17 protein-coding genes and 1 pseudogene are annotated in these 21,800 nt (G+C 68.7%); 9 read left to right on the top strand and 9 right to left on the bottom strand.

All coding sequences use genetic code 11. The features are described from left to right. Window positions 1-99: 99 nt before the first annotated feature. Complete coding sequence (locus MQH31_RS18495; RefSeq protein WP_243013284.1) at window positions 100-1,821, bottom strand: glycoside hydrolase family 13 protein; 1,722 nt, start codon at window positions 1,819-1,821, stop codon at window positions 100-102. A gap of 174 nt (window positions 1,822-1,995) precedes the next feature. Between MQH31_RS18495 and MQH31_RS18490 the strand changes: the two genes are divergently transcribed. From MQH31_RS18490 to MQH31_RS18475, 4 genes are all read left to right on the top strand, one after another. Next, a complete protein-coding gene (locus tag MQH31_RS18490) occupies window positions 1,996-2,970 on the top strand; it encodes a dihydroorotate dehydrogenase (protein ID WP_243013283.1) in 975 nt (324 codons plus the stop codon). Next, window positions 2,967-3,887 carry an iron-sulfur cluster-binding protein gene (locus tag MQH31_RS18485; RefSeq protein WP_198415908.1) on the top strand — a complete coding sequence of 307 codons (921 nt, stop codon included), beginning with the start codon at window positions 2,967-2,969 and terminating at the stop codon, window positions 3,885-3,887. The genes MQH31_RS18490 and MQH31_RS18485 overlap by 4 nt, the downstream gene beginning before the upstream one ends. 142 nt (window positions 3,888-4,029) lie before the next feature. Further along, window positions 4,030-6,312, top strand: coding sequence for a polyribonucleotide nucleotidyltransferase (locus MQH31_RS18480; protein WP_134534964.1), 2,283 nt, complete (start codon window positions 4,030-4,032; stop codon window positions 6,310-6,312). A 236-nt stretch (window positions 6,313-6,548) separates the two neighbouring features. Further along, window positions 6,549-6,884 carry an ArsR/SmtB family transcription factor gene (locus MQH31_RS18475; RefSeq protein WP_134534963.1) on the top strand — a complete coding sequence of 112 codons (336 nt, stop codon included), beginning with the start codon at window positions 6,549-6,551 and terminating at the stop codon, window positions 6,882-6,884. A 108-nt stretch (window positions 6,885-6,992) separates the two neighbouring features. Here the strand turns inward: MQH31_RS18475 and MQH31_RS18470 are convergent, their stop codons facing one another. The 7 genes from MQH31_RS18470 to MQH31_RS18440 all read right to left on the bottom strand — a co-directional run bounded on the left by MQH31_RS18470 (window position 6,993) and on the right by MQH31_RS18440 (window position 14,990). Next, window positions 6,993-8,498: a hydrogenase large subunit gene (locus MQH31_RS18470; RefSeq protein WP_243013282.1), complete on the bottom strand. Its 1,506-nt coding sequence runs from the start codon at window positions 8,496-8,498 to the stop codon at window positions 6,993-6,995. Beyond that, window positions 8,498-10,198 (bottom strand): proton-conducting transporter transmembrane domain-containing protein, encoded by a 1,701-nt coding sequence (locus tag MQH31_RS18465; RefSeq protein ID WP_243013281.1) that lies wholly within the window; start codon window positions 10,196-10,198, stop codon window positions 8,498-8,500. Before MQH31_RS18465 ends, MQH31_RS18470 begins: the two co-directional genes overlap by 1 nt. After that, on the bottom strand, window positions 10,198-10,854 hold the full coding sequence (locus MQH31_RS18460; RefSeq protein ID WP_243013280.1) for a hypothetical protein: 657 nt from the start codon (window positions 10,852-10,854) through the stop codon (window positions 10,198-10,200). The genes MQH31_RS18465 and MQH31_RS18460 overlap by 1 nt, the downstream gene beginning before the upstream one ends. An 8-nt stretch (window positions 10,855-10,862) precedes the next feature. Then, window positions 10,863-11,846 carry a respiratory chain complex I subunit 1 family protein gene (locus MQH31_RS18455; RefSeq protein WP_134534960.1) on the bottom strand — a complete coding sequence of 328 codons (984 nt, stop codon included), beginning with the start codon at window positions 11,844-11,846 and terminating at the stop codon, window positions 10,863-10,865. Continuing rightward, window positions 11,846-13,864 carry a proton-conducting transporter transmembrane domain-containing protein gene (locus MQH31_RS18450; protein WP_243013279.1) on the bottom strand — a complete coding sequence of 673 codons (2,019 nt, stop codon included), beginning with the start codon at window positions 13,862-13,864 and terminating at the stop codon, window positions 11,846-11,848. The genes MQH31_RS18455 and MQH31_RS18450 overlap by 1 nt, the downstream gene beginning before the upstream one ends. Next, complete coding sequence (locus tag MQH31_RS18445; RefSeq protein ID WP_243013278.1) at window positions 13,861-14,346, bottom strand: NADH-quinone oxidoreductase subunit B family protein; 486 nt, start codon at window positions 14,344-14,346, stop codon at window positions 13,861-13,863. Before MQH31_RS18445 ends, MQH31_RS18450 begins: the two co-directional genes overlap by 4 nt. Window positions 14,347-14,474: 128 nt before the next feature. Next, window positions 14,475-14,990, bottom strand: coding sequence for an Lrp/AsnC family transcriptional regulator (locus tag MQH31_RS18440; RefSeq protein WP_134534957.1), 516 nt, complete (start codon window positions 14,988-14,990; stop codon window positions 14,475-14,477). 185 nt (window positions 14,991-15,175) lie between these two features. Between MQH31_RS18440 and MQH31_RS18435 the strand changes: the two genes are divergently transcribed. Then, on the top strand, window positions 15,176-15,838 hold the full coding sequence (locus tag MQH31_RS18435; protein WP_243013277.1) for a 4a-hydroxytetrahydrobiopterin dehydratase: 663 nt from the start codon (window positions 15,176-15,178) through the stop codon (window positions 15,836-15,838). A gap of 56 nt (window positions 15,839-15,894) precedes the next feature. Here the strand turns inward: MQH31_RS18435 and MQH31_RS18430 are convergent, their stop codons facing one another. Continuing rightward, window positions 15,895-16,401, bottom strand: coding sequence for a glutathione peroxidase (locus tag MQH31_RS18430; RefSeq protein WP_243013276.1), 507 nt, complete (start codon window positions 16,399-16,401; stop codon window positions 15,895-15,897). A gap of 440 nt (window positions 16,402-16,841) precedes the next feature. Between MQH31_RS18430 and MQH31_RS18425 the strand changes: the two genes are divergently transcribed. The 4 genes and pseudogenes from MQH31_RS18425 to MQH31_RS18410 form a co-directional block, all read left to right on the top strand. Beyond that, window positions 16,842-18,431, top strand: a complete 1,590-nt coding sequence (locus MQH31_RS18425; protein WP_134535000.1) for a ribonuclease J — start codon at window positions 16,842-16,844, stop codon at window positions 18,429-18,431. Between the two features lie 95 nt (window positions 18,432-18,526). After that, a complete protein-coding gene (locus tag MQH31_RS18420) occupies window positions 18,527-20,632 on the top strand; it encodes a transglycosylase domain-containing protein (RefSeq protein ID WP_243013275.1) in 2,106 nt (701 codons plus the stop codon). A gap of 121 nt (window positions 20,633-20,753) precedes the next feature. Next, complete coding sequence (locus MQH31_RS18415; protein ID WP_134534953.1) at window positions 20,754-21,356, top strand: NADPH-dependent FMN reductase; 603 nt, start codon at window positions 20,754-20,756, stop codon at window positions 21,354-21,356. Between the two features lie 168 nt (window positions 21,357-21,524). Next, window positions 21,525-21,800: pseudogene (locus MQH31_RS18410) on the top strand (hypothetical protein); the annotation flags it as partial.

The following is a 21,800-nucleotide window of genomic DNA, read 5'->3' as shown; positions in this document are numbered from 1 at the left end:
CTCCGCCACTCCCTCCCGCGAGAGTACGAATTCGGCCCTCTCCGTGCGGCCGAAGGGGCCATATTCGTACTCTCGCGGGCTGGGGCAGGGCGGAGATGCCTAGGGGAGACGGTAGAGGGTGGCCTCCCAGGGGCGGAGGGACGCGACGGGGGACTGGGGCGGGTAGTTGCCGAGGACTCGCTCGGCGTTGGTGAGGACGGCGGCGACCGCCGCGGGCAGCGGCGCGGCGAGCGTGGCATCCGCTGCGTTGGCCACGACGAGGAGGGTCTCACCGGCCAGCGAGCGGGTGAAGGCGTAGAGCTGCTCGTGGTCGGGCTCGAGCAGGCCGAAGTCGCCGAGGGCGACAACGGGGTTCTCGTGCCGGAGCTGGATCAGCTCCTGGTAGAACCGGAACACGCTCCGCTCGCCCGCACGGTCGGCGGCGACGTTGATCTCGGTGTGGTTCGGGTTGACCGCGAGCCACGGCGTTCCCGTGCTGAAGCCCGCGTTCGGCGACGCGTCCCACTGCATCGGGGTGCGGGCGTTGTCGCGCCCCATCGCGTGTACCCCCGCGAGAACGGATGCCGGTGAGCGGTCGAACTCCTCGACGGCCTCCCGGTAGTGGTTGAGCGATTCGATGTCGCGGTAGTCGGCGATCGAGTCGAACCGCACGTTCGTCATCCCGATCTCCTCACCCTGGTAGATGTACGGGGTGCCGCGCTGCAGGTGCAGCACGAGCGCCCAGAGCGTCGCGGATTCGTAGCGGTACGCGGCGTCGTTGCCGAAGCGGGAGACCAGGCGGGGCTGGTCGTGGTTGTTGAGGTAGAGGCTGTTCCAGCCGGTGTCCGCGAGGTCCCGCTGCCAGTGTGCGAGGTTCTGCTTGAGCGCGGGCAGGTTGAGGGGGAGGGCGTCGAACTTGTTCGCGCCCTGGTCGAGGGAGACATGCTCGAACTGGAAGATCATGTCGACCTCGTGCCTGGCCGGGTCCGTGAACAGCACGGCATCCGTCGTGGTCACCCCGGGCATCTCGCCGACGGTGAGGTGTTCGCCGGGGCGTCCGGCGAACACGGCCGCGTGCATCTCCTGCAGGTAGTCGTGGATCTGCGGTCCCATCGGGCAGGAGTCGTCGAGCGATGGGGACGGCCCGTCGACGAGATCGACCCGCTTGGCGATGAAGTTGATCACGTCCATCCGGAAGCCGTCGACGCCGCGGTCGAGCCACCGGTTCATCATGGCGTAGACGGCCTGCCGAACCTCGGGGTTCTCCCAGTTGAGGTCGGGCTGCTGCACCGCGAACAGGTGCAGGTAGTACTCGCCGGTCGTCTCGTCGAGGGTCCAGGCCGGGCCGCTGAAGAAGCTGCCCCAGGCGTTCGGCAGCCCGTTCAGCGGGCCGTTCGAGGCGTTCGGCTTCCGCCACCAGTACCAGTCCCGCTTCGGGTTGGTCAGGCTGCTCTTCGACTCGAGGAACCACGGGTGTTCGTCGCTCGTGTGGTTGACCACGAGGTCCATCACGATCCTGATCCCCCGCTCGTGGGCCTCGGCAAGGAGCAGGTCGAACTGGGCGAGGTCGCCGAAGACGGGGTCGATGTCCTCGTAGTCTTTGATGTCGTAGCCGTTGTCATGCTGGGGTGACGGATACACCGGGGACAGCCAGAGCGCATCCACCCCGAGCTCTGCCAGATAGTCGAGCTTGCCGCGGATACCGGCGAGGTCGCCGATTCCGTCACCGTCGGCATCCGCGAAGCTGCGCGGATAGACCTGGTACACGACGGCCGAGGTCCACCACGGGGCCCCTCCCGTCGCGTCCTGCGCGGAATCGGTCACGGGTGTGGAACTCGTCACGACTGGATCCTCTCCTCGTGCCGGGTGACCGGCGTTGGGGTCGAGCCTAGACCGGGAGGGTCGGTGGCGGCGGGGTGGCCGCCGCGGGTGATTTGAACATCAGTTGGGCCGCGCGCGATAATTGGACCGCGGAACGGGACGATATTCCCTCCCGTCGACCCGAAGGCAGGCCAGTTGAGCGAGACCCCGCGGCCGACGACGGATGCCCGCCGCACCTTCTTCGCCGCCCGCCCGGCCCCCGGCGCCACCGTCGACCTCGGCGTCAGCATCGGCGGCCTGCGCCTCCTGAACCCTGTCATGCCCGCCTCCGGGTGTTTCGGACCCGCCCTCGGCCGGCTCATCCCCGTCGACGAGCTCGGGGCCGTCGTGACCAAGACCGTCTTCGGTGTGCCGCGCGGCGGCAACCCGGCACACCGGCTCACCGAGATCCGGGCCGGCATGGTCAACAGCGTCGGCATCCCGAGCCGCGGTGCCGCCGGCTACCTCGCCGAGCTGCATCCGCACTACAGGGCGCTCGGCCCGCCCGTGATCATCAGCGTCGGCGCGCACCGCCCGAACGGGTACGCCCCCGTCGTGCGCGACCTCGGCGCGGCCGGCGACGCCTACGAACTCAACGTCTCCTGCCCCAACCTCGACCGCGACGGCACCGACATCGGCTCGGACCCCGACGCCATCGAGAGCGCCGTGGCCGCGGTACGGCTCGAGACCGACAAGCCGATCATCGTCAAGCTCCCGGTGCTCGCCTCCTCGATCGCCGAGTGCGCCCAGTCCGCCCAGGCCGCCGGCGCGGACGCCGTCTGCGTCGCCAACTCGATCCCCGCGCTGCCGCTCGAGGCGTACACCCGCGCCCCCGCGATCGGCAACGTCATCGGCGGCCTGTCCGGCCCCTCGATCCGGCCGATCGTGCTCAGGCTGGTCTGGCTCGCCGCGCGCTCCGTCGACATCCCCGTGATCGCTTGCGGCGGCATCGAGACCGCCGACGACGCCCTCGACTACTTCTCGGTCGGCGCCTCCGCCGTGCAGGTCGGCACCGCGAGCTTCGCCCGCCCGTTCGCAATGGTCGAGATCGTGCGCACCCTGCAGCAGCGCTGCACGGACGACCGGGTCGCCGGCATCCGCGATCTCATCGACCTCTGGAGAGCCCAATGAGCCCGATGAAGACCCCGCCGACCGCAGCGGAGACCCGGGCGGCCCTCGCCAGGCAGGCCGCCTTCGCCGCAGCGGATGCCGCCGCGCTCGACGGCCTGCTGTCCGTGCGCCCCCCGGAGGCCGGGCCCCGCCCCGAGCCGGTCTGGGACGAGGCGACCGTCGTCAGCCACGAGGTCGTGCGTGAGCGCTACCGCCGGCTCACCCTGTCCTGCGGCACGATCGCGGCGACCGCGCTCGCCGGGCAGTTCCTGATGATCACGGTCCCGCCGCACGGCGGAGAGCGGATCCTGCTGCCGCGCCCGATGGCGATCCACCGCCGGAACCCGCTTCGAGGCACGATCGAGGTCATCTACGGTGTCGCCGGCCGGGGCACCACCGCGCTCGCCGCGGTCACTCCCGGCCAGCGCCTCCTCGTGACCGGGCCGCTCGGCCGTGGCTTCGAGTTCCCCGCCGGAACCCGCAGGGCCCTGATGATCGGCCGCGGCGTCGGCGTGTGCGCGGTGATGGGTTCGGTCGAGGACGCGGAGGCCCGCGGCATCCGTGCCACGCTCGTCGCGAGCGGACGCACCCGGGGGAGCCTCATCGGCGCCGCAGAATGCGCCGAACTCGGTGCGCGCTTCATTCCGGTCACCGACGAGGAGGGTTCCGCCGACCTTCCCGCGCTCGGGGCCCTGCTGCGCAGCGAGTTCGCCGCCGGTCCGCCCGACGTCGTCTTCGTCTGCGGCGCCGGCGTGCTCACCCGGCTCGCCGCCGAACTCGGCGCCGAGTGGGGCGTGCCCGTGCAGGCGTCCCTCGAGGCGCACATGGCGTGCGGGCTCGGCTACTGCCACGGATGCGCGGCGCCGGTCCGGACGGACCCTGCGGTCGAGGGCCCCCTCGTCTGTGTCGACGGCCCGGTCTTCGACGCCGCCGTTTAAGCGCAGATCCAGCAGAGGAGTGCTCTGTTAGACTTGGCGAGGCCAATCTATGGATTGTCCGCACGCCTTGCGCGCCATACGGGTGCGCAAGTCTTCATCGCCGGAATGGCGAGAAGCAAACACAAAAGGAGAGAACCCCCATATGGAGGGTCCAGAAATCACGTTCGCCGAAACCGTTATTGACAACGGCAAGTACGGCACTCGCACGATCCGCTTCGAGACCGGCCGTCTCGCCCAGCAGGCGCAGGGTTCTGCCGCCGCATACATCGACGAAGAGACGATGCTGCTGTCCGCCACGAGCGCGAGCAAGCAGCCCAAGGAAAACTTCGACTTCTTCCCGCTGACCATCGATGTCGAGGAGCGTATGTACGCTGCCGGCCGCATCCCGGGCAGCTTCTTCCGTCGCGAAGGTCGCCCGTCGACCGAGGCGATCCTCACCTGCCGCCTGATCGACCGGCCGCTGCGCCCGTCGTTCGTCGACGGACTCCGCAACGAGATCCAGGTCGTCGTCACCGTCCTCGCCATCGCGCCGGACGAGTACTACGACGTGCTGGCGATCAACGCCGCGTCGATGTCGACCCAGATCGCCGGCCTGCCGTTCTCCGGCCCGATCGGTGGCGTCCGCGTCGCCCTCATCCCCGACCAGAACGGCTCCGGCCAGTGGGTCGCGTTCCCGAAGCACTCGCAGGTTGAAGAGGCCGTGTTCAGCATGGTCGTCGCCGGCCGCGTGGTGACGGATGCCGATGGCAGCGAAGACGTCGCGATCATGATGATCGAGGCCGAAGCCACCGACAACGCCTGGACCTTGATCCAGGGCGGCGCCATCAAGCCGAACGAAGAGGTCATCGCCGAGGGTATCGAAGCCTCGAAGCCCTTCATCAAGCAGCTCATCGTGGCCCAGCAGAAGGTCGCAGCCGCGGCCGCGAAGCCGACCGGCAACTACCCGGTGTTCCCGCCGTACGTGCCGGCCACCTACGACGCCGTTGCCGCGCTCGCCTATGACGAGCTCAAGAATGTCTACCAGATCGCCGACAAGGTCGACCGTCAGAACGCCGACGACGCCCTCAAGGCGAGCGTCAAGACGGCCATCGCCGCGAAGATCGAAGCCGGCGAGCTCGACGCGAGCGCCGCCAACCAGGTCTCCGCCGCGTACAAGTCGGTCACCAAGCTCGTCGTGCGCTCCCGTGTGCTCAACGAGGGCATCCGCATCGACGGCCGTGGGCTTGCGGACATCCGCCCGCTCGACGCCGAGGTCGCGATCATTCCCCGCGTGCACGGTTCGGCGATCTTCCAGCGCGGTGAGACCCAGATCCTGGGCGTCACCACGCTGAACATGCTCAAGCTCGAGCAGACGATCGACTCCCTGAGCCCGGTCACCAAGAAGCGCTACATGCACAACTACAACTTCCCGCCGTACTCCACCGGTGAAACCGGCCGGGTCGGCACGCCGAAGCGTCGCGAGATCGGCCACGGAGCGCTCGCTGAGCGTGCCCTGGTCCCCGTGCTGCCGTCGCGCGAGGAGTTCCCGTACGCCATCCGTCAGGTCTCCGAGGCGCTCAGCTCCAACGGCTCGACCTCGATGGGTTCCGTCTGCGCATCCACCCTGTCCCTGCTCAACGCCGGTGTGCCGCTGCGCGCCCCGGTCGCGGGCATCGCGATGGGCCTCATCTCCGACACCGTGGACGGGAAGACCCGCTACGCGGCCCTGACCGACATCCTCGGTGCCGAAGACGCCCTCGGCGACATGGACTTCAAGGTCGCCGGCACGAGCGAGTTCGTCACCGCGATCCAGCTCGACACCAAGCTCGACGGCATCCCCGCCTCGGTGCTCGCCGGTGCGCTCACGCAGGCCAAGGATGCTCGTACGACCATCCTCGCCGTGCTGAACGCCGCCATCGACAAGCCCGACGAGATGGCACCGACCGCGCCCCGCGTGATCAGCGTCCAGATCCCCGTCGACAAGATCGGCGAGCTGATCGGCCCGAAGGGCAAGACGATCAACGCGATCCAGGACGAGACCGGCGCGGACATCTCGATCGAGGAAGACGGCACCGTGTACATCGGCGCCGTCGATGGTCCCTCGGCCGAGGCCGCACGTGCCCAGGTCAACGCGATCGCGAACCCGACCAACCCGGAGGTCGGCGAGCAGTTCCTCGGCACCGTCGTGAAGATCGCCGCGTTCGGCGCCTTCGTCTCGCTTCTTCCCGGCAAGGACGGCCTGCTGCACATCAGCGAGGTCCGCAAGCTCGCCGGTGGCAAGCGCGTCGAGAACGTCGAAGACGTGCTCGGAGTCGGCCAGAAGGTCCTCGTCGAGATCACCAAGATCGACGACCGTGGCAAGCTGTCGCTCGCCCCGGTCCTCGAAGACGAGTCGGCGTCCGCCGAATCCGTCGTCGAGGTCGCATCGGTGTCCACCGAGGCGTAGTCTTAGAGTTCTGCCGACAACCTCTCGCCAGGTTCGTCGGTTAGACGGAAGGCCCGTTCTGCTTCGGCAGGGCGGGCCTTTTCCGTGCCCGGCGTGTTCCGAATTCAGGAGTTGCGCCGGAAAAGCGGCCGATGTCGCCGAAATACCGGCGCTGCGCCGCTCAACTCCTGAATTCGGAACAGGGGAGGCACCTATTTGAGAACATTATCAATTGACGATATAATCAGACGGTGCCGATGACCGGATTGCCCATGGCCCAGCTGAAAGCCGAATTGTTCAAGTCGCTGGGGCATCCGCTGCGCGTGCAAGTGCTCGAACAGCTCGTCGGCGGCGAACGCTCGGTCGGCGGCCTCGCCGAGGTGCTCGGCTCAGAGCTCTCCAACCTCTCCCAACAGCTCGGGGTGCTCCGCAGGGCCGGGGTAGTCGTCACCCGCCGTGAGGGCAACACCATCTTCTATGCGGTCCGTGACGACGGCGTCGCCGAACTGCTCGCCGTCGCGAAGCGGATGCTGGTCGCGACACTCGAAGACTCCCACGCGCTCCTCCGCACGATCGAGCAGGACGAGCGCTAGCGGCATCCGCCCACCCGAGCAGGACGAGCGCTAGCGGCATCCGCCCGCCCGATACCTCACGCGACGCCGTTCACCTCAGCGGGTCCGGGCGCGCGTCACGGGCGGGGATCAGAGGTCGTTGCCGGCGTAGGACTGGTTGAAGCTCTTGTTGACGAGTGGGAAGTCCGGCACGATCGTGTCCGCGAGGGCGACGGGGAGTGCCGGCCAGTTGAAGAACGAGGGATCGACGATCTTCACGCGGCTGAGCGCGCCGCCGTCGCCGAGTTCGACGCGGTAGCAGATGGTGCCGCGCCAGCCTTCGACGAAGGCCAGCCCGGTCCCCGGCTCGAGCGGGTCGACGGCGGTGCCGCTGCCGATGTGGTCGCCGAGCCGATCGATGAGGTCCAGGACGACGGCGATCGAGACCGCGAATTCGCGCGCGCGCACCCGGTACCGGGCGAGTACGTCCCCGCCGGTCTCGGTGACGACGTGGAACGCCGGGCCGAGGTCGACGAACGGGTGGTCCCTGCGGGCGTCCGCGTCGATCCCGGAGGCCCTCGCGACGTACCCGAGGGTGCCGATGGCTCGGGCCTGGGCGCCGGAGAGCGGTGCGGTGCCGGTGAACCGGTCGCGCACGATCGCGTGACCGAGGGTGATCGCGATGATCTCCTGCATGTCTGCGGCCACGCCGCGGAGGACCTCGGGGTCGGGCAGGCCGAGCACCCGGGCGCCGCCGATCCGCACGCCGCCGCGCAGGAAGCGCTGGCCGGTGACGGTCCTGTTCAGGCGCAGCAGCGTCTCACGCAGCCGCTGGGTGTGCGAGTGCACGATTCCGAAGCCGACGTCGTTTGCGAGGGACCCGAGGTCGGAGACGTGGTTGTAGATCCGCTCGAGTTCGAGCAGGAGCGCACGCAGCATCCGGTCGGTCTCGCGGACCTCGATGCCGGCAGCGGCCTCGACGGCCATGCAGTACGCGAGGGAGTGCCCCACGACGGTGTCCCCGGTGACCTGTTCGGCGAGCTCGAGACCGTCGGCCGGCTTCCGGCCCTCGAAGAGCCGCTCGACGCCGCGGTGCATGTACCACTGGCGGGCCTCCATGCGCACGATCGTCTCGCCGACGACGGAGAAGCGGAAGTGCCCGGGGTCGATGATCCCGGCGTGGATCGGTCCGACGGCGATCTCGTAGACGCCGGGTCCTTCGACCTCGACGAAGGGGAAGGATTCGACGTCCGGCTCGAACCGGGGGGTGACCCGGGCGCCGCGGCGCATCGGGTACCAGCCACGCGGCCAGTGCCCGTGCCGCACGAGCCGGTACGGCTGCGGGTGGTCGGCCGGGCGCACGCCGTACAGGTCGCGCATCCCGCGCTCGAAGTTGCCGGCCGGGTAGGACAGGTCGGCGATGCTCGGCACCCAGGCGTCGTCGTACGGCACCGGAACGACGAGGTCGACCTGCCGGCGGGGGAAGACGCCCGCGAACGAGTAGACGACGCGCAGGGCGTCGCCGTCGTCGTGGCAGGCGATCATCGCGAGTCGGTTGCCGCTGTCGAGCAGGGCGGATGCCTCCTGCCGCAGCCGGTCGCGGACGAGCACGCGGACCTCGGGGCGGGTCGGGGTGGCGGGGGTCGGGTTCGTCATCAGTGGGCTCCTCCCAATACGGCGGCGGCACGCATGAGCAGCACGCCGACCGGATTCGCGATGAAGGGAACGACGGCGCACGTGGCGAGGGCGAGCACGAGGGGGAGCAGCGGGCCGTGGGTCGACCGGTCCGGCGCGATCACGACGTCGACGACCGGGACGGCGACGGTGTCGGGGAACGGGGCGGCGACGCGGATGTTGGAGGTCATCGGGAACGGCTCCGGTGCGCCGGCGCCGTCGATTCCGGCCTCCACCTCGAGCCGGGACAGATTCGTGGCCGCGCGGTCCGCCTCCGACTCGTCGCCCGGTGCGGTCGGGTGCCCGGTCCGGGCAGTCGCCTCCCCGGTCGCGTGTTCCGGCAGGGTCGGCGGCGTGTGGTCGAGCGCGTCGTGCGGGGACCCGATGGTGAGTGCGACGGTGAGCCGGGTGAGGCTCGCGAAGATCACCAGCAGGAGGACGAGGGCGATGCCGACGACGACGCCCATGCCGGCGGACCACCCGGCGAGGATGATGCCGACCTCGGAGAAGAAGATGCTGAACGGGGGGAATCCGACGAGGGCTGCCATCGCGACGAGCCACGGGATCGCGAGGCCCGGGCGGCGCACGAGGAGCGCCCGCACGTTCGCGATCGTCGGCGTGCCCTCGACCTCGAGGATCCGGCCGGAGACGACGAACAGGGTCGCCTTCACGAGGCCGTGGCCGAGCATGTAGAGCAGCACCGCCGGAAGGGCGGCTGCGCCGACTGCGGCACCGATTGCCATCAGGCCCATGTGCTCGATGCTCGAGTATGCGAGCATCCGCTTGAAGTCGCGCTGGCGGATCAGCAGGGCGGCGGCGACGAACAGCGACAGCAGGCCGGCCACGCTGAGCATCGCCCGGAGGAAGTCCGGGCCGATCACGGCGTCGGTGATGGCCTGCACCCGCAGGATCGCGTAGAGGGCCACCGCGAGCAGCACGCCGCTCATCAGGCCGGAGACCGGCGCGGGGGCCTGGCTGTGGGCGTCCGGCAGCCAGCTGTGCATGGGTGCGAGGCCGGCCTTGGTGGCGAAGCCGAGCACCGCGAGGGCGCCGCCCGCGCGGACGAGGGCGGGGTCGAGCGGCAGGCCGGGCTGGCTGAGCACGAGCCAGGACAGCGTCGCCTCGCCGGTGGCCCGGGAGGCGGCGTAGATCAGCAGGATGCCGAGCAGCGCGATCGCGACGCCGACGGAGCCGAGGATCACGTACTTCCAGGAGGCCTCGAGCGACTTGCCGGTGCGGTGCGCGCCGACCAGGAACGCGGTCGTGATCGTCGTCGCCTCGATCGATGCCCACATCAGGCCGATATTGTCCGCGACGACGGCGAGCGACATGGCGGCGAGGAACACCGAGATGAGGCCGTCGTAGGATCCGGCCCACCGCGCGGGAGTCTGGGAATGTCCACTTCCGCCGAGTCCGCCCCAGGTCGCGACGAGGCCGATGGCCCCGACGACCGTGAGCAGGTACGCCGAGAGGGCGTCGGCGCGGAGCAGGCCGCCGAACGTCGGCACCTGGTCGTTCAGCACGGCGACGTCGAGGATCACGCCGGAGCCGAGCACGGCCAGGCTCGAGGCGATCGGGCCGAGCCTGCGCACCCGCGGAGACGGCACCGTGAGGCTCAGGAGCGCGAACAGCACCGGGAGGGCGAGCGGGGTCCAGAGGGCGAAGGACAGGGACTGTGACATCAGTCGTGCAACTTTCTCAGCTGGTCGATGTCCGTATTGCCGAACTTGTTGTGCATCCGCCCTGCGAAGACGTACAGGATCATCACGACGAGGAGCACGTCGAGGGAGATGCCGAGCTCGAGCACGAGCGGGACGCCCCCGCTGGTGAGGAAGGCGACGGTCGCGATGCCGTTGTCGAGCACGAGGAAGCCGATCAGCTGCGAGCGCGCCTGCCGGCGGGTGACGAGCAGGAGGAAGCCGATCAGCACCATGGCGAGCCCGATCGGGGCGGCGTGGGCGGAGATGCTGGTGTCCCTGGCGAGCACCCGGCTCGAGACCACGTAGGCGAGGATCGTGAGCAGGGCGACCGTGAGGAGGGAGGCCGTCGGGTTGAGCCGCGGGGCCTCATCCGTTCGGGTCGTCGCCTTCGACTCGTGGGCGAGCACCCATGGCAGCCCGAGGCCCTTGACGAGCAGGACGAGCACGGCGACGAGGATGACCTCGACCTCGCCCTTCTGCACGCCGATCACGGCGACGAGCGCGGCGAGGGCGAAGCCCTGCACGGCGAGCAGGCGGATCGAGGCGAGCATCGAATGCCGCCAGACCATCAGCGCGCTCGTGAGCAGCAGGGTTCCGGTGCAGAGGCCGATCAGTTGCGGGAAGGTGGTTTCGAACACGGATGCTCCTAAGCGACCAGGTAGGAAGCGGTGACGGCGAGCAGGGCGAGGGCGAACGACCCCGCGAGCAGCTCGGGAACGCTGAACAGGCGCGCCTTGGCGAGGAAGACCTCGCCGACGCTCAGCGCGGTGCCCAGGGCGAGCACCTTGGCCGCGACGGCGACGGCGCCGAGGAGCAGGCCGGGCACGGTGAAGTCGGTGAGCACGCCCCACGGCACGATGAGGTTGCCGAGTAGGCCGAGCAGGGCGGCGAGCTTGAGCCAGGACCCGAGCTCGAGCCAGGCCAGGTCGCGCCCGGAACTTTCGAGCACCATGGCCTCGTGCAGCATGGTGAGCTCGAGGTGGGTGGACGGGTTGTCGATGGGCAGCCGGCTCGTCTCGGCCATGATCGCGATCGCGAGGGCGACCATCGCGAGCAGGCTCACCGGGGAGATGATCACGGCGGGGGTCTGCAGCCGGGTCTGCACGATCAGGGACAGTGTCGAGCTGCCCGCCGGGATCGAGAGCGCGTAGATCGAGAGCAGCAGGGTCGGCTCGACGAGGGCCGCGACCGTCATGTGCCTGCTCGAGCCCATCCCGCCGAACGCGGTGCCGCCGTCGAGGCCGACGAGGGCGAGCGCCACGACGCCGATCAGCATCACCGACACGATGACGAAGAGGTCGCTCGGGATGAGCGGGAGCGCGAGGGTGCCGACGAGGGGGAGCAGCACGCAGAGCAGCAGGCTCGAGACGAGGAGCACGATCGGGCCGACCGTGAGCATCCAGCTTGAGTCGGCGGCGTGCACGGGCTCCTTGGCGAGGAGCTTCCGCACGTCCCGCCAGGGCTGCCAGATCCCGGCGCCCGCGCGGCCTTCGAGCCGGGCGCGCACCTGGCGGATCACGCCGATGAGCAGCGGGGCCAGGAAGACGAAGAGCGCGAGTTGCAGCACGGCCATCAGGATGGGGGCGCCGATGCCCGCCCAGGTCAGCTCGACGGCCGTGCCCACGCGCATCACAGCGACACCGCGATCAGCACGATGAGCAGGGCGGCGAACGAATAACCGAGGTAGCGATGGATGCTGCCGTCCTGGGCGCGGCGGGCCACGAGGCCGAAGCGCTGGGCGGCGTTCAGGACCGGGCGGTAGAGCCGGGTCTCGATCACGTCGGAGACGGTCTGTTCGACGTGCACCTTCTCGACGAGGTACCGGGACTCGCCGACGTGGGTGACCTCGACGTCCCGCGACGGGCGCAGCACGTCGTCGAAGACCCGCACGAGCGGTTCGGCGTAGGAGGTCGCGGTGTACTGCATCCGGGGCCGGAGCCTCGAGCCGCCGCCGGCCCACGGCAGCGGGTCGACCCGGGTGGGGTGGCGCCGCGCGCCGAGGGCGACGATCACGAGGATCGGCACGAGCACGAGTCCGGCGAGGATGACGAGGGTGCTCGGGTCGAGCACGGCGTCGATGCCCGCGAAGCTCACGCCGGCGAGGCCGACGGTGTGCACGTCGGGAACGATGCCGGGGCCGACGGCCGCGGCGACTCCCGCGGCGAGCGGTCCGGGAACGAGCCCGAGGCCGACGACGGCGAGGGCGCCGAGCACGAGCGGGACGCGCATCACCCAGGGCACCTCGCGGGCGATGCTCGCCTTCCGGGAGCGCGGCCGCGCGAGGAACGCGATGCCGTATGCCTTGACGAAGGTGAGCAGGGCGAGGCCGGCGGTGAGGGCGAGCACGGCGACGGCGAGCGGCATCGCGATCGACGCGGCGACGGAGACGACCTCCCCGTCGAGCCGGGCGCCGTGGATCAGCGATTGCAGCAGCATCCACTCGGCGACGAAGCCGCTCGTGATCGGGAGCGACGCCGCGCCGAGGCTGGCGAGGCCGAACGTGCCGGCCGTCCACGGCATCCGCTTGCCCAGGCCGCCGAGCCGATCGAGGTTGAGCTCTCCGGTGGCGTGGTGGACGGCGCCGGCGCCGAGGAAGAGGGTGGTCTTGAACGCGGCGTGGCTCACCATGAGCAGCAGGGCCGCGACGAGCGCGGCGTCGGCGGCGGCCGTCGCGTGGTAGCTGCGCAGCAGCACGGATGCCCCGAGGCCGAGGAAGACGAGCCCCATGTTCTCGGTGGTCGAGTAGGCCAGCAACACCTTGAGGTCGCTCGCGACGGAGGCCTGCAGGATTCCGTACACGGCGGAGACGCCGCCGAGCACGAGGATGAGCACGCCCCACCACGGCGGGCCGGACGGCAGCAGGCGCACGCAGACGAGGAGCGCCCCGTAGACGCCGATCTTGACCATCGCACCGCTCATCGCCGCGGCGACGTGGCTCGGCGCCTCCGGCAGCACCCGGGGCACCCAGACGTGCAGCGGGACGAGCTCCGCCTTGCCGCCGAAGCCGAGGAGGAGGAGCACGAATGCGAGATTCGCCGGCCAGGAATCGGCCGGCACGGTGGCGAGCGTCTGGAAGCCGGTGCCGCCGGTGGCCGCGACGAGCACGCCGAAGCCGGCGAGCACGAAGAAGAAGCTCAGCTGGGACATCGCCGAGTACCAGATGGCGGCGGAGAAGACGGTGCTCCGGGTTGCATGGTCGGCGAGGAGGAGCACGGTGGAGCCGAGGGTCATGATCTCCCAGAGCAGCAGGAAGGACACGACGTCGGTCGCGGCAGGGACGAGCTGCATGCCGCAGAGGAAGACGGCCATGGCCGCCCAGGAGGTGCGGGAGGCCTCTGCGCCGCGCGCCGAGCCGATCCCGAAGAGGGAGACGAGGGCGCCGACCGCGGAGACGACGATCATGAAGAGGCCGCCGAGCCGGTCGGGGGAGAGCACGAGGGGGTCGATCGGGAGGGCGAGCGGGATCGTCAGGGCGCCGGTCGTCCCACCGAGCGCCGCAGCCCCCGTGACGATGCCCGCGACACCGAGCAGGGCGCAGAGCGCACCGGTCACGCGCGAGCGCCAGGCGATGGGGAGGAGCAGCCCCGTCGCGACGGCGGCGAGGGCGAGCAGGGCCTGGACGACGAGGCCGGACTGGACGGCGTTCATCGGCCGGTCATCCGGCGGAGGGCCGCGACGATGTCGGCCGGTTCCGGCGGAGTGCCGGGGACAGCGAGGTCGACGGGTACGAAGTCGGAGACGGGGCCGGCGACGCCGTAGCCGGCCGCGAAGACGCCGCCGGTGATCGCGCAGTCGCCGACGGCGATGACGAAGCGGGGGGTGGGGGTCGCGACGACGGTGCGCCGGAGGGGCTCGATCATGTTCCGGGTCACCGAGCCGCAGATCAACAGCACGTCCGCATGCCGGGGCGAGGCGACGAGCCGCACACCGTAGCGTTCGACGTCGTAGACGGGGCCGAAGGCGCTCGACACTTCCTGGGCGCAGTCGTTGCAGCCGCCGGCGTTGATGAACCGCACCTGGATGCTGCCACCGAAGATTCCGGCGCCGGGGAAGAGGGCGGGGGCCGGCGGGGCCGGCTCGGCGATCCGCCCGCTGCGACGGATGAGGGAGGTCAGTCTGGTGACGCTCACCGGGGGTCAACACCACTAAACATCATTACTTCTTTATATACCTATATGATGAATTTATCAAATAGATTGTGGACAGTGCGGAATGTGCGGCAGGTGCGGCGCGGTCGGCGTGACGGGGTGCCGGAGGCTCAGGCCTCGTCGTCGATCTCTCCGGCGGCGCGGTTCGACGGGCCGCGCTCCCGGGTGACCCGGTCGAGCAACGGGGTGATCCGGTAGGGGATCAGCTCGCCCATGGCGAGCGAGGTCTCCGTGCGGTCGACGCCCTCGCAGGCGAGGATCGTGCCGTCGATGCGGAACAGGTCGTCGGCATCCGTGCACACCACGAGGACGAGCAGGTCCGTCGACCCGCTCATGCCGTGCGCCTGCACGATCTCGGGGATCTGGGTGAGTTCCGCCACGATCTGACTGAGTCTCTTCTGCTGGAGGTGCACCTGGATGAACGCCGTCAGCGGGTGGCCGAGGGCGATCGGGTTGATCCGGCGATCGAAGGCCAGGAAGGCGTTGGACTCCTCGAGGCGCGCCATCCGCGCCTGCACGGTATTCCTGGACAAGCCCAGCCGCTGGGCGAGAGCGACGAAGGTGCTGCGCGGCTCCACGCAGAGGGCGCGGAGGAGTTGAAGGTCGACCCTGTCCAGACTGTGCATAACGCATGAGATTAGCATGCGAGAGGCGCGCAGAATAGGGCACAGTGATGAGTATTTCGCCCCTCGATGGTGCATCGGTGAAGAACGCGTCGGGAGGGGCTCCCGGCGTCCCACCGAGTTTCCCGACGGCTTTCGCAGCGCTCATTCCCTTGACCGGCGGCGGGGGCCGGAGCAGAGTGAGGTGCATGAGTGCCACCGGTTCGATCCAGAGTCCCGCGCAGACCGGGCCCGTGCTCGCGGGCGGCCCGTTCGTGCACCTCGATGGAGCGCTGCACGCGAGTTACCGCACGAGTGATTTCGCCTCGGCAGTGCGCTTCCTCGACCGTGTCGCCGAGGCAGCGGATGCCGCGGGGCACCACCCCGACGTCGAGCTCGGCTACGGGACTGTGTCGTTCAGGCTCCGCTCGCACGACCTCGGCGGCGTGACGGAACGCGACCTCCGGCTCGCCCTGCAGATCCAGATGCTCGCGAACGAGCTCGGTGCGGACGGCGTGGCGGTGACGCCCGCCCGGTACGACGTCGCCATCGACTGCACGGACGCCGACGTGATCCGTCCGTTCTGGCGGGTCGGCCTCGGGTACGTCGAGTCGCCTGCTGACGGCGACATCGACCTCGTCGACCCGAAGGGACACGGTCCCCGGGTCTGGTTCCAGCACATGGACATCGCCAGGACAGACCGGAATCGTATCCATCTCGACGTCTACGTGCCCGTCGACGATGCCGAGGAGCGGGTGCGCGCCATCGTCGAGGCCGGTGGCACGCTGCTCACCGACGAGCACGCCCCCGAGTGGTGGGTGCTCGCCGACGTCGAGGGCAACGAGCTCTGCGTCTGCACCTCGAGTTATTGAACCCGGGAGTTACTGAACTGGGGAGCTGCTGAACCCGGGAGCTGCTGAACCCGGGGTCAGGCGGCGGCGGAGGCGAGCGTCTTCTCGATCGCGCCGACGAGCTCTGCTGACTCGGGTTCGACGGTCGAGGCGAAGCGGTCCACGATCTCGCCCTTCGAGTTCACGAGGAACTTCTCGAAGTTCCACTTGACCAGGCCGGGCAGCAGGCCGCTCTTGAACTTGGTGAGCTGCGCGTAGAGCGGATGCTGGTGCTTGCCCCGGACATCCACCTTCTCGGTCATCGGGAAGGTGACACCGTAGTTGAGCTGGCAGAACGCTTCGATGTCGGCGGACTCCCCGGGCTCCTGGCCCATGAACTGGTTGCACGGCAGGCCGAGGACGACGAGGCCGTCGTCCTTGAACCGGTCGTAGAGGGCCTCGAGGCCGGCGTACTGGGGCGTGAAGCCGCACTTGGACGCGACATTGACCACGAGAACGGTCTTGCCGCGGTAGTCGGCGAAGGTCGTCTCCGTGCCGTCGATGAGGGTGAGCGGGGCATCGTACAGGGGGGAAGATGAGGGCATAATCGCAGGCTATTGGTGAAGTCTCCGAGACGGCTGAGGACGGCCTGGGACAGGCCTCGGGGGCGCAGGGGGAGCGGGCGGCGCGCATGCGGTAGAATTGTGCGTTGACAGCGCGATTCAACGGCCATCCACAGCTGCGCTTTCACGCTCTGCCGTTCCACTACCCGGATGGCTTTCCACGGCTTCGCCTAAGGCGAATGAGGCTCACGGCCTCGCGACCTGACGCGCGCATCACCTTCTGATTTGCATTACCCCGTCACCACGGCTGCCGGATAGACCCGGCGCCGGCTATGAGACCGGCTGCCCTGTGCGCGGTTTCGCCAAGAAATGAGTTTATTTAATTGACTAAGCACGAACTCGACCTGAACAGCCCGCCGTCCCTCGTCAAGCGGGGACTGCGCATCGTCCCCCTCGGCGGCCTCGGCGAGATCGGTCGCAACATGACCGTCTTCGAACACAAGGGCAAGCTGCTCATCGTCGACTGCGGGGTGCTGTTCCCCGAGGAGACCCAGCCCGGCGTCAACGTGATCCTGCCCGACTTCTCCTACATCCGTGGGCGGATTCAGGACGTCGTCGCCGTCGTCCTGACCCACGGCCACGAGGACCACATCGGCGGCGTGCCGTACCTCCTGCGTGAGCGTGCGGACATCCCCGTCGTCGGCAGCGAGCTGACCCTCGCCTTCGTGAGCGCCAAGCTCGAAGAACACCGGATCACCCCCAAGCTCCAGCAGGTCAAGGAAGGCCAGCGTCGCAGCTTCGGCCCGTTCGACCTCGAATTCCTCGCGGTCAACCACTCGATCCCCGACGGACTCGCCGTCGCCATCCGCACCGAGGCCGGCCTCGTGCTCGCGACCGGCGACTTCAAGATGGACCAGTTCCCGCTCGACAACCGCCTCACCGACCTCCCCGGCTTCGCCCGTCTCGGTGAAGAGGGCGTCGACCTCTTCATGACGGACTCGACCAACGCCGAGGTTCCCGGCTTCACGATGACCGAGGAAGACATCCGCCCGGCCATCGACTCCGTGTTCCGCACCGCGCCGCGCCGCATCATCGTGTCGAGCTTCGCGAGCCACGTGCACCGCATCCAGCAGGTCATCGACGCGTCGGCCAGGCACAACCGCAAGGTCGCCTTCGTCGGCCGCTCGATGGTGCGCAACATGGCCATCGCGGAGAAGCTCGGCTTCCTGCACGTGCCCAAGGGCCTCGTCGTCGACGTCAAGGCGCTCGAACGGATGAAGGACAGCCAGGTCACGCTGATCTGCACCGGGTCGCAGGGCGAGCCGATGGCCGCCCTCTCCCGCATGGCGAACCGCGAACACACGATCAAGATCGGCGAGGGCGACACCGTCCTGCTCGCGAGCTCGCTCATCCCCGGCAACGAGAACTCGATCTACCGGGTCATCAACGGCCTCACCCGCTGGGGTGCCAACGTCGTGCACAAGGGCAACGCCAAGGTGCACGTCTCCGGCCACGCGAGCGCCGGAGAACTCGTCTACTGCTACAACCTCGTCAAGCCGAAGAACGTCATGCCGATCCACGGTGAATGGCGCCACCTCAAGGCGAACGCCGACCTGGCCATCCGCACCGGCGTTCCCGAAGCCCAGGTGCTCGTCGTCGAGGACGGCGTTGTCGTCGACCTCGTCGACGGCGTCGCCAAGATCGTCGGCCGCGTGCCGGCCGAGATCGTCCTCGTCGACGGCATGACCGTCGGCGGTGTCGCCTCGGAGGAAGCCCTCGCCGACCGCGTGCAGCTCTCCAACGACGGGGCCGTCACGATCCTCGGCATCCTCGACACCCGCACCGGAGCGCTCGTCGAACCGGTCGAGTTCATCGCCCGCGGCTTCGTGCAGGACAACGCCTGGATCCAGGGCGCGACGAAGTCCATCGACGACGCCCTGCGCGCCGCCAACAAGGTCAAGATCGTCGACGGGCCGGAGCTCGAAGAGCTCTTCACCCAGAGCGTCACCCGCTGGATGCAGCGCAAGTACCGCCGCATCCCGGTGATCACCTCGGTCGTCGTCGACGCCTAGCAACCACTCGAAGGCGGATGCCGGTCGACCCGCGGGTCCACCGGCATCCGCCTTCTTCGTACCACTCGTTCAGAAACGGAAGCCATAGTCGTACCATGACAACTTCACCGTCCAGCAGGAAAAAGGGCCGTCGACTGCGTCGTCGTTCCATCGTCCTGATCGCGATGGGTGTCATCGTCGCCGTGATCGCAACCGTGGTGACCGTCATCGTCGTGAACCTGCCGGACGACCTCGAAATCGGCCGGCTGTCGCAGAAGAGCAACCTCTACGCGACCACGAGCGACGGCTCGTCCCGCCTGCTCGCGTCGTTCTACGACCAGAACCGGGTCGAGGTGGCGTTCGACGCGATCAGCCCGTTCGTGAAGGACGCCGCGACATCCGGTGAAGACCCCGGGTTCTACGATCACGGGGGCGTAGACATCTGGGGCACCGTGACCGGCATCGTCGCGACCGTGTTCACCGGCACCACCAGGGGCGGCTCCTCGATCACCCAGCAGTACGTGAAGAACGTGCTCGTGCAGAAGTGCGAAGCGCTCACCGGCGAGACGGAACGCGCGGACTGCTACAACACGGCAACGGAGGCGAGCCCCGACCGGAAGCTCAAGGAGATGAGCCTCGCGATCGGCCTCGAGAAGAAGTACTCAAAGGACGAGATCCTGCGCCAGTACCTGAACATTACGGGCTTCGGCGGCTCCGTCTACGGCATCGAGGCCGCCGCGAGCTACTACTTCAACACGTCGGCGGCCGATGTCACGTTGCCGCAGGCCGCAAGCCTCATCGCGATCGTGAACAACCCGGTCAAATTCCAGCTCGACAAGCCGGACAGTCCCACCAACGGAGCGGCCAACGGCTACGCCGACAACAAAGTCCGGCGCGACTACATCCTCGACGCCATGCTCGAGCACGGCAAGATCAGTCAAGCGGACCACGACGCCGCGATCGACACGCCGATCGAACCGACCATCACCGAACCGAGCACGGGGTGCCAGACCGCGGGCGGCAGCGCATACTTCTGCGACCTCGTCGTGCACACGCTCCGCACCGATCCCGCCTTCGGGAAGGACGCGGAGACCCGGCTGGCCAATTTCCGGCTCGGCGGCTACCAGGTCCACACGACGCTCGACCTGGACCTGCAGGACGCGGCAGAGGTCACGATGAAGGAGAACGTGCCGGACACCTTCCCCGGGTGGGACCTCGGCGGGGTCATCACGAGTGTGCAGGTCGGAACCGGGCGCGTGCTCGACATGACCCAGAACAAGGACTACAGCCAGGACCCGGACGTGCAGGCGACCGGAGCCAACTACAGCGGCATCAACTACAACACCGACCTCGACCAGGGCGGCTCCAACGGCTTCCAGACCGGGTCGACGTACAAGGTCTTCACCCTCGCCGAGTGGCTCAACGCGGGGCATTCCCTCGCCGACTCCGTGAGTTCCCGGCCCCGGTCGAACTGGGGCACCTTCGAGGACAGCTGCAACGGCCCGCAGAACTACGGAACGGCGTTCAACCCGAAGAACGACTCCTCGTCCGAGGACGGTTCGTACAGCTCCGCGCTGCAGTCGACCATCCAATCCATCAACACGGGCTTCATCGGCATGGCCAAGGAACTCGACCTCTGCGCCATTCGCAAGACGGCCGAAGCCTTCGGCGTGCATCGCGCCGACGGAAATGCGCTCGAGCAGGGTGCGGCATCCGTTCTCGGAACCAACGAGATCGCGCCGCTCACCATGGCGGCCGCGTATGCCGGGATCGCCAACAACGGCGTGACCTGCACGCCGATCGTGATCGACAAGATCATCGGTCCGGACGGCGCGGAGATTCCCGCGCCGGCGTCGAACTGCACGCAGTCGGTCAGCACGGACGTCGCAGCGGCGATGAGCTACGCGATGCAGCGGGTCCTGACGAGCGGCACGGCGGCGGCCTCCTATCGCGCCACCACTCCGCGGGTGCCGATGATCGGCAAGACCGGCACCACCGACGACAACAAGGACACCTGGATGAGCGGGGCGAGCACGAAGGTCGCCACCGTCGTCGGGGTCGTCAACGTGTCCGGCGACGGTAAGGACCAGCGGACGACCTACTTCGACAGCGGCCAGGCCGCGACCGCCCGGCACCGGATGTGGCCGGACGTCATGAGCGTCGCCAACAAGAAATACGGCGGAGACAGCTTCGCGGTGCCGCCCCGGAGCATGACCCGCTGATCCGTGCCGTGTATCAGTGATCCGACTGTGTGCTAGAACGAGAGAGTCGGCTCATCACACAGGAGATGCCGGGGACAGTCGTTTGACGTGGCCGTTCGGGCACTCCGGAAAGAATACGGAAATGACGTCTCACCAGATCGGCTATTTCGTCGGAAGCTTGTCCTCAGGATCCATCAATCGCACGCTCTCCCGGGCCCTGATCCGGCTCGCCCCGGAGAACCTGCACTTCACGGAGATCCCCATCCGGGACCTTCCGCTCTACAGCCAGGACTTCGACGCCGACTATCCGCCGCAGGGGCGAGCGCTCAAGGCCGCGATCGAAGGCTCCGACGGCATCCTGATCGTGTCGCCGGAATACAACCGGTCGATTCCGGGTGCCCTGAAGAACGCCATCGACTGGGGTTCGCGGCCCTGGGGGACCAACTCCTTCGCGCGGAAGCCCACAGGAATCATCGGCGCCTCCACGGGCAACATCGGCACTGCCGTCATGCAGTCGAACATGCGCAGCGTCCTGAGCTTTCTCGATGCACCCCAGTTGAACTCTCCGGAGGCGTACATCAAGTTCGATCCGACGGTTTTCACCGGTGACGGCGAGATCACCGACGCGGGCACGAGGGACTTCCTCCGGCACTACATGGATGAGTTCGGCGCGTTCGTCCAGCGGGTTCTGGACGCCACGGCGCCGGGCCACATCGGCGACGAACACCCCAGCTCGAAAAAGTGACCCGGTAGCGGTCGACCCGCGGCGTCAGCCCGCGGGTGCCCGCCCCGGGGCGCCGGATGCAGGCCAGGAAGTTCTCCACAGAAACTCTGTTTGACCGGGTTGTCCACAGGTGATTTGTGGGCGTGCGGATGCCGGTGGACTGTCGGTGGTGGTCCGTAGAGTGCCCCCATGACAGCTGAAGAACCCTCAGAATCTTACCTGGACAGCACGGCGAAACCACCGCCAGGGACCCCTTCCGGGGCCCCGCCCGACACCCCTCCCGACACCCCTCCGGACATCCCGCCCGACATCCCTCCTGACGTCCCACCCGACACCCCTCCCGACAGCTACCTCAACGCCCGCCACCTCGGCCTGGTGGAGCCGTCCCTGGCCGAGGTGTATGACGCGATCAAGGAGGCGGACCGGGAGATGAACCGGGCCGCTGCTCGCCGGGCTGATGCGATC

Origin of the sequence: Cryobacterium zhongshanensis (assembly GCF_022760445.1) — a bacterium.
In the GTDB taxonomy this organism is placed as follows: domain Bacteria; phylum Actinomycetota; class Actinomycetes; order Actinomycetales; family Microbacteriaceae; genus Cryobacterium; species Cryobacterium algoricola.
The sequence above is the reverse complement of the archived record's forward strand: the minus strand, read 5'-3'. Positions and strand labels throughout refer to the sequence as shown.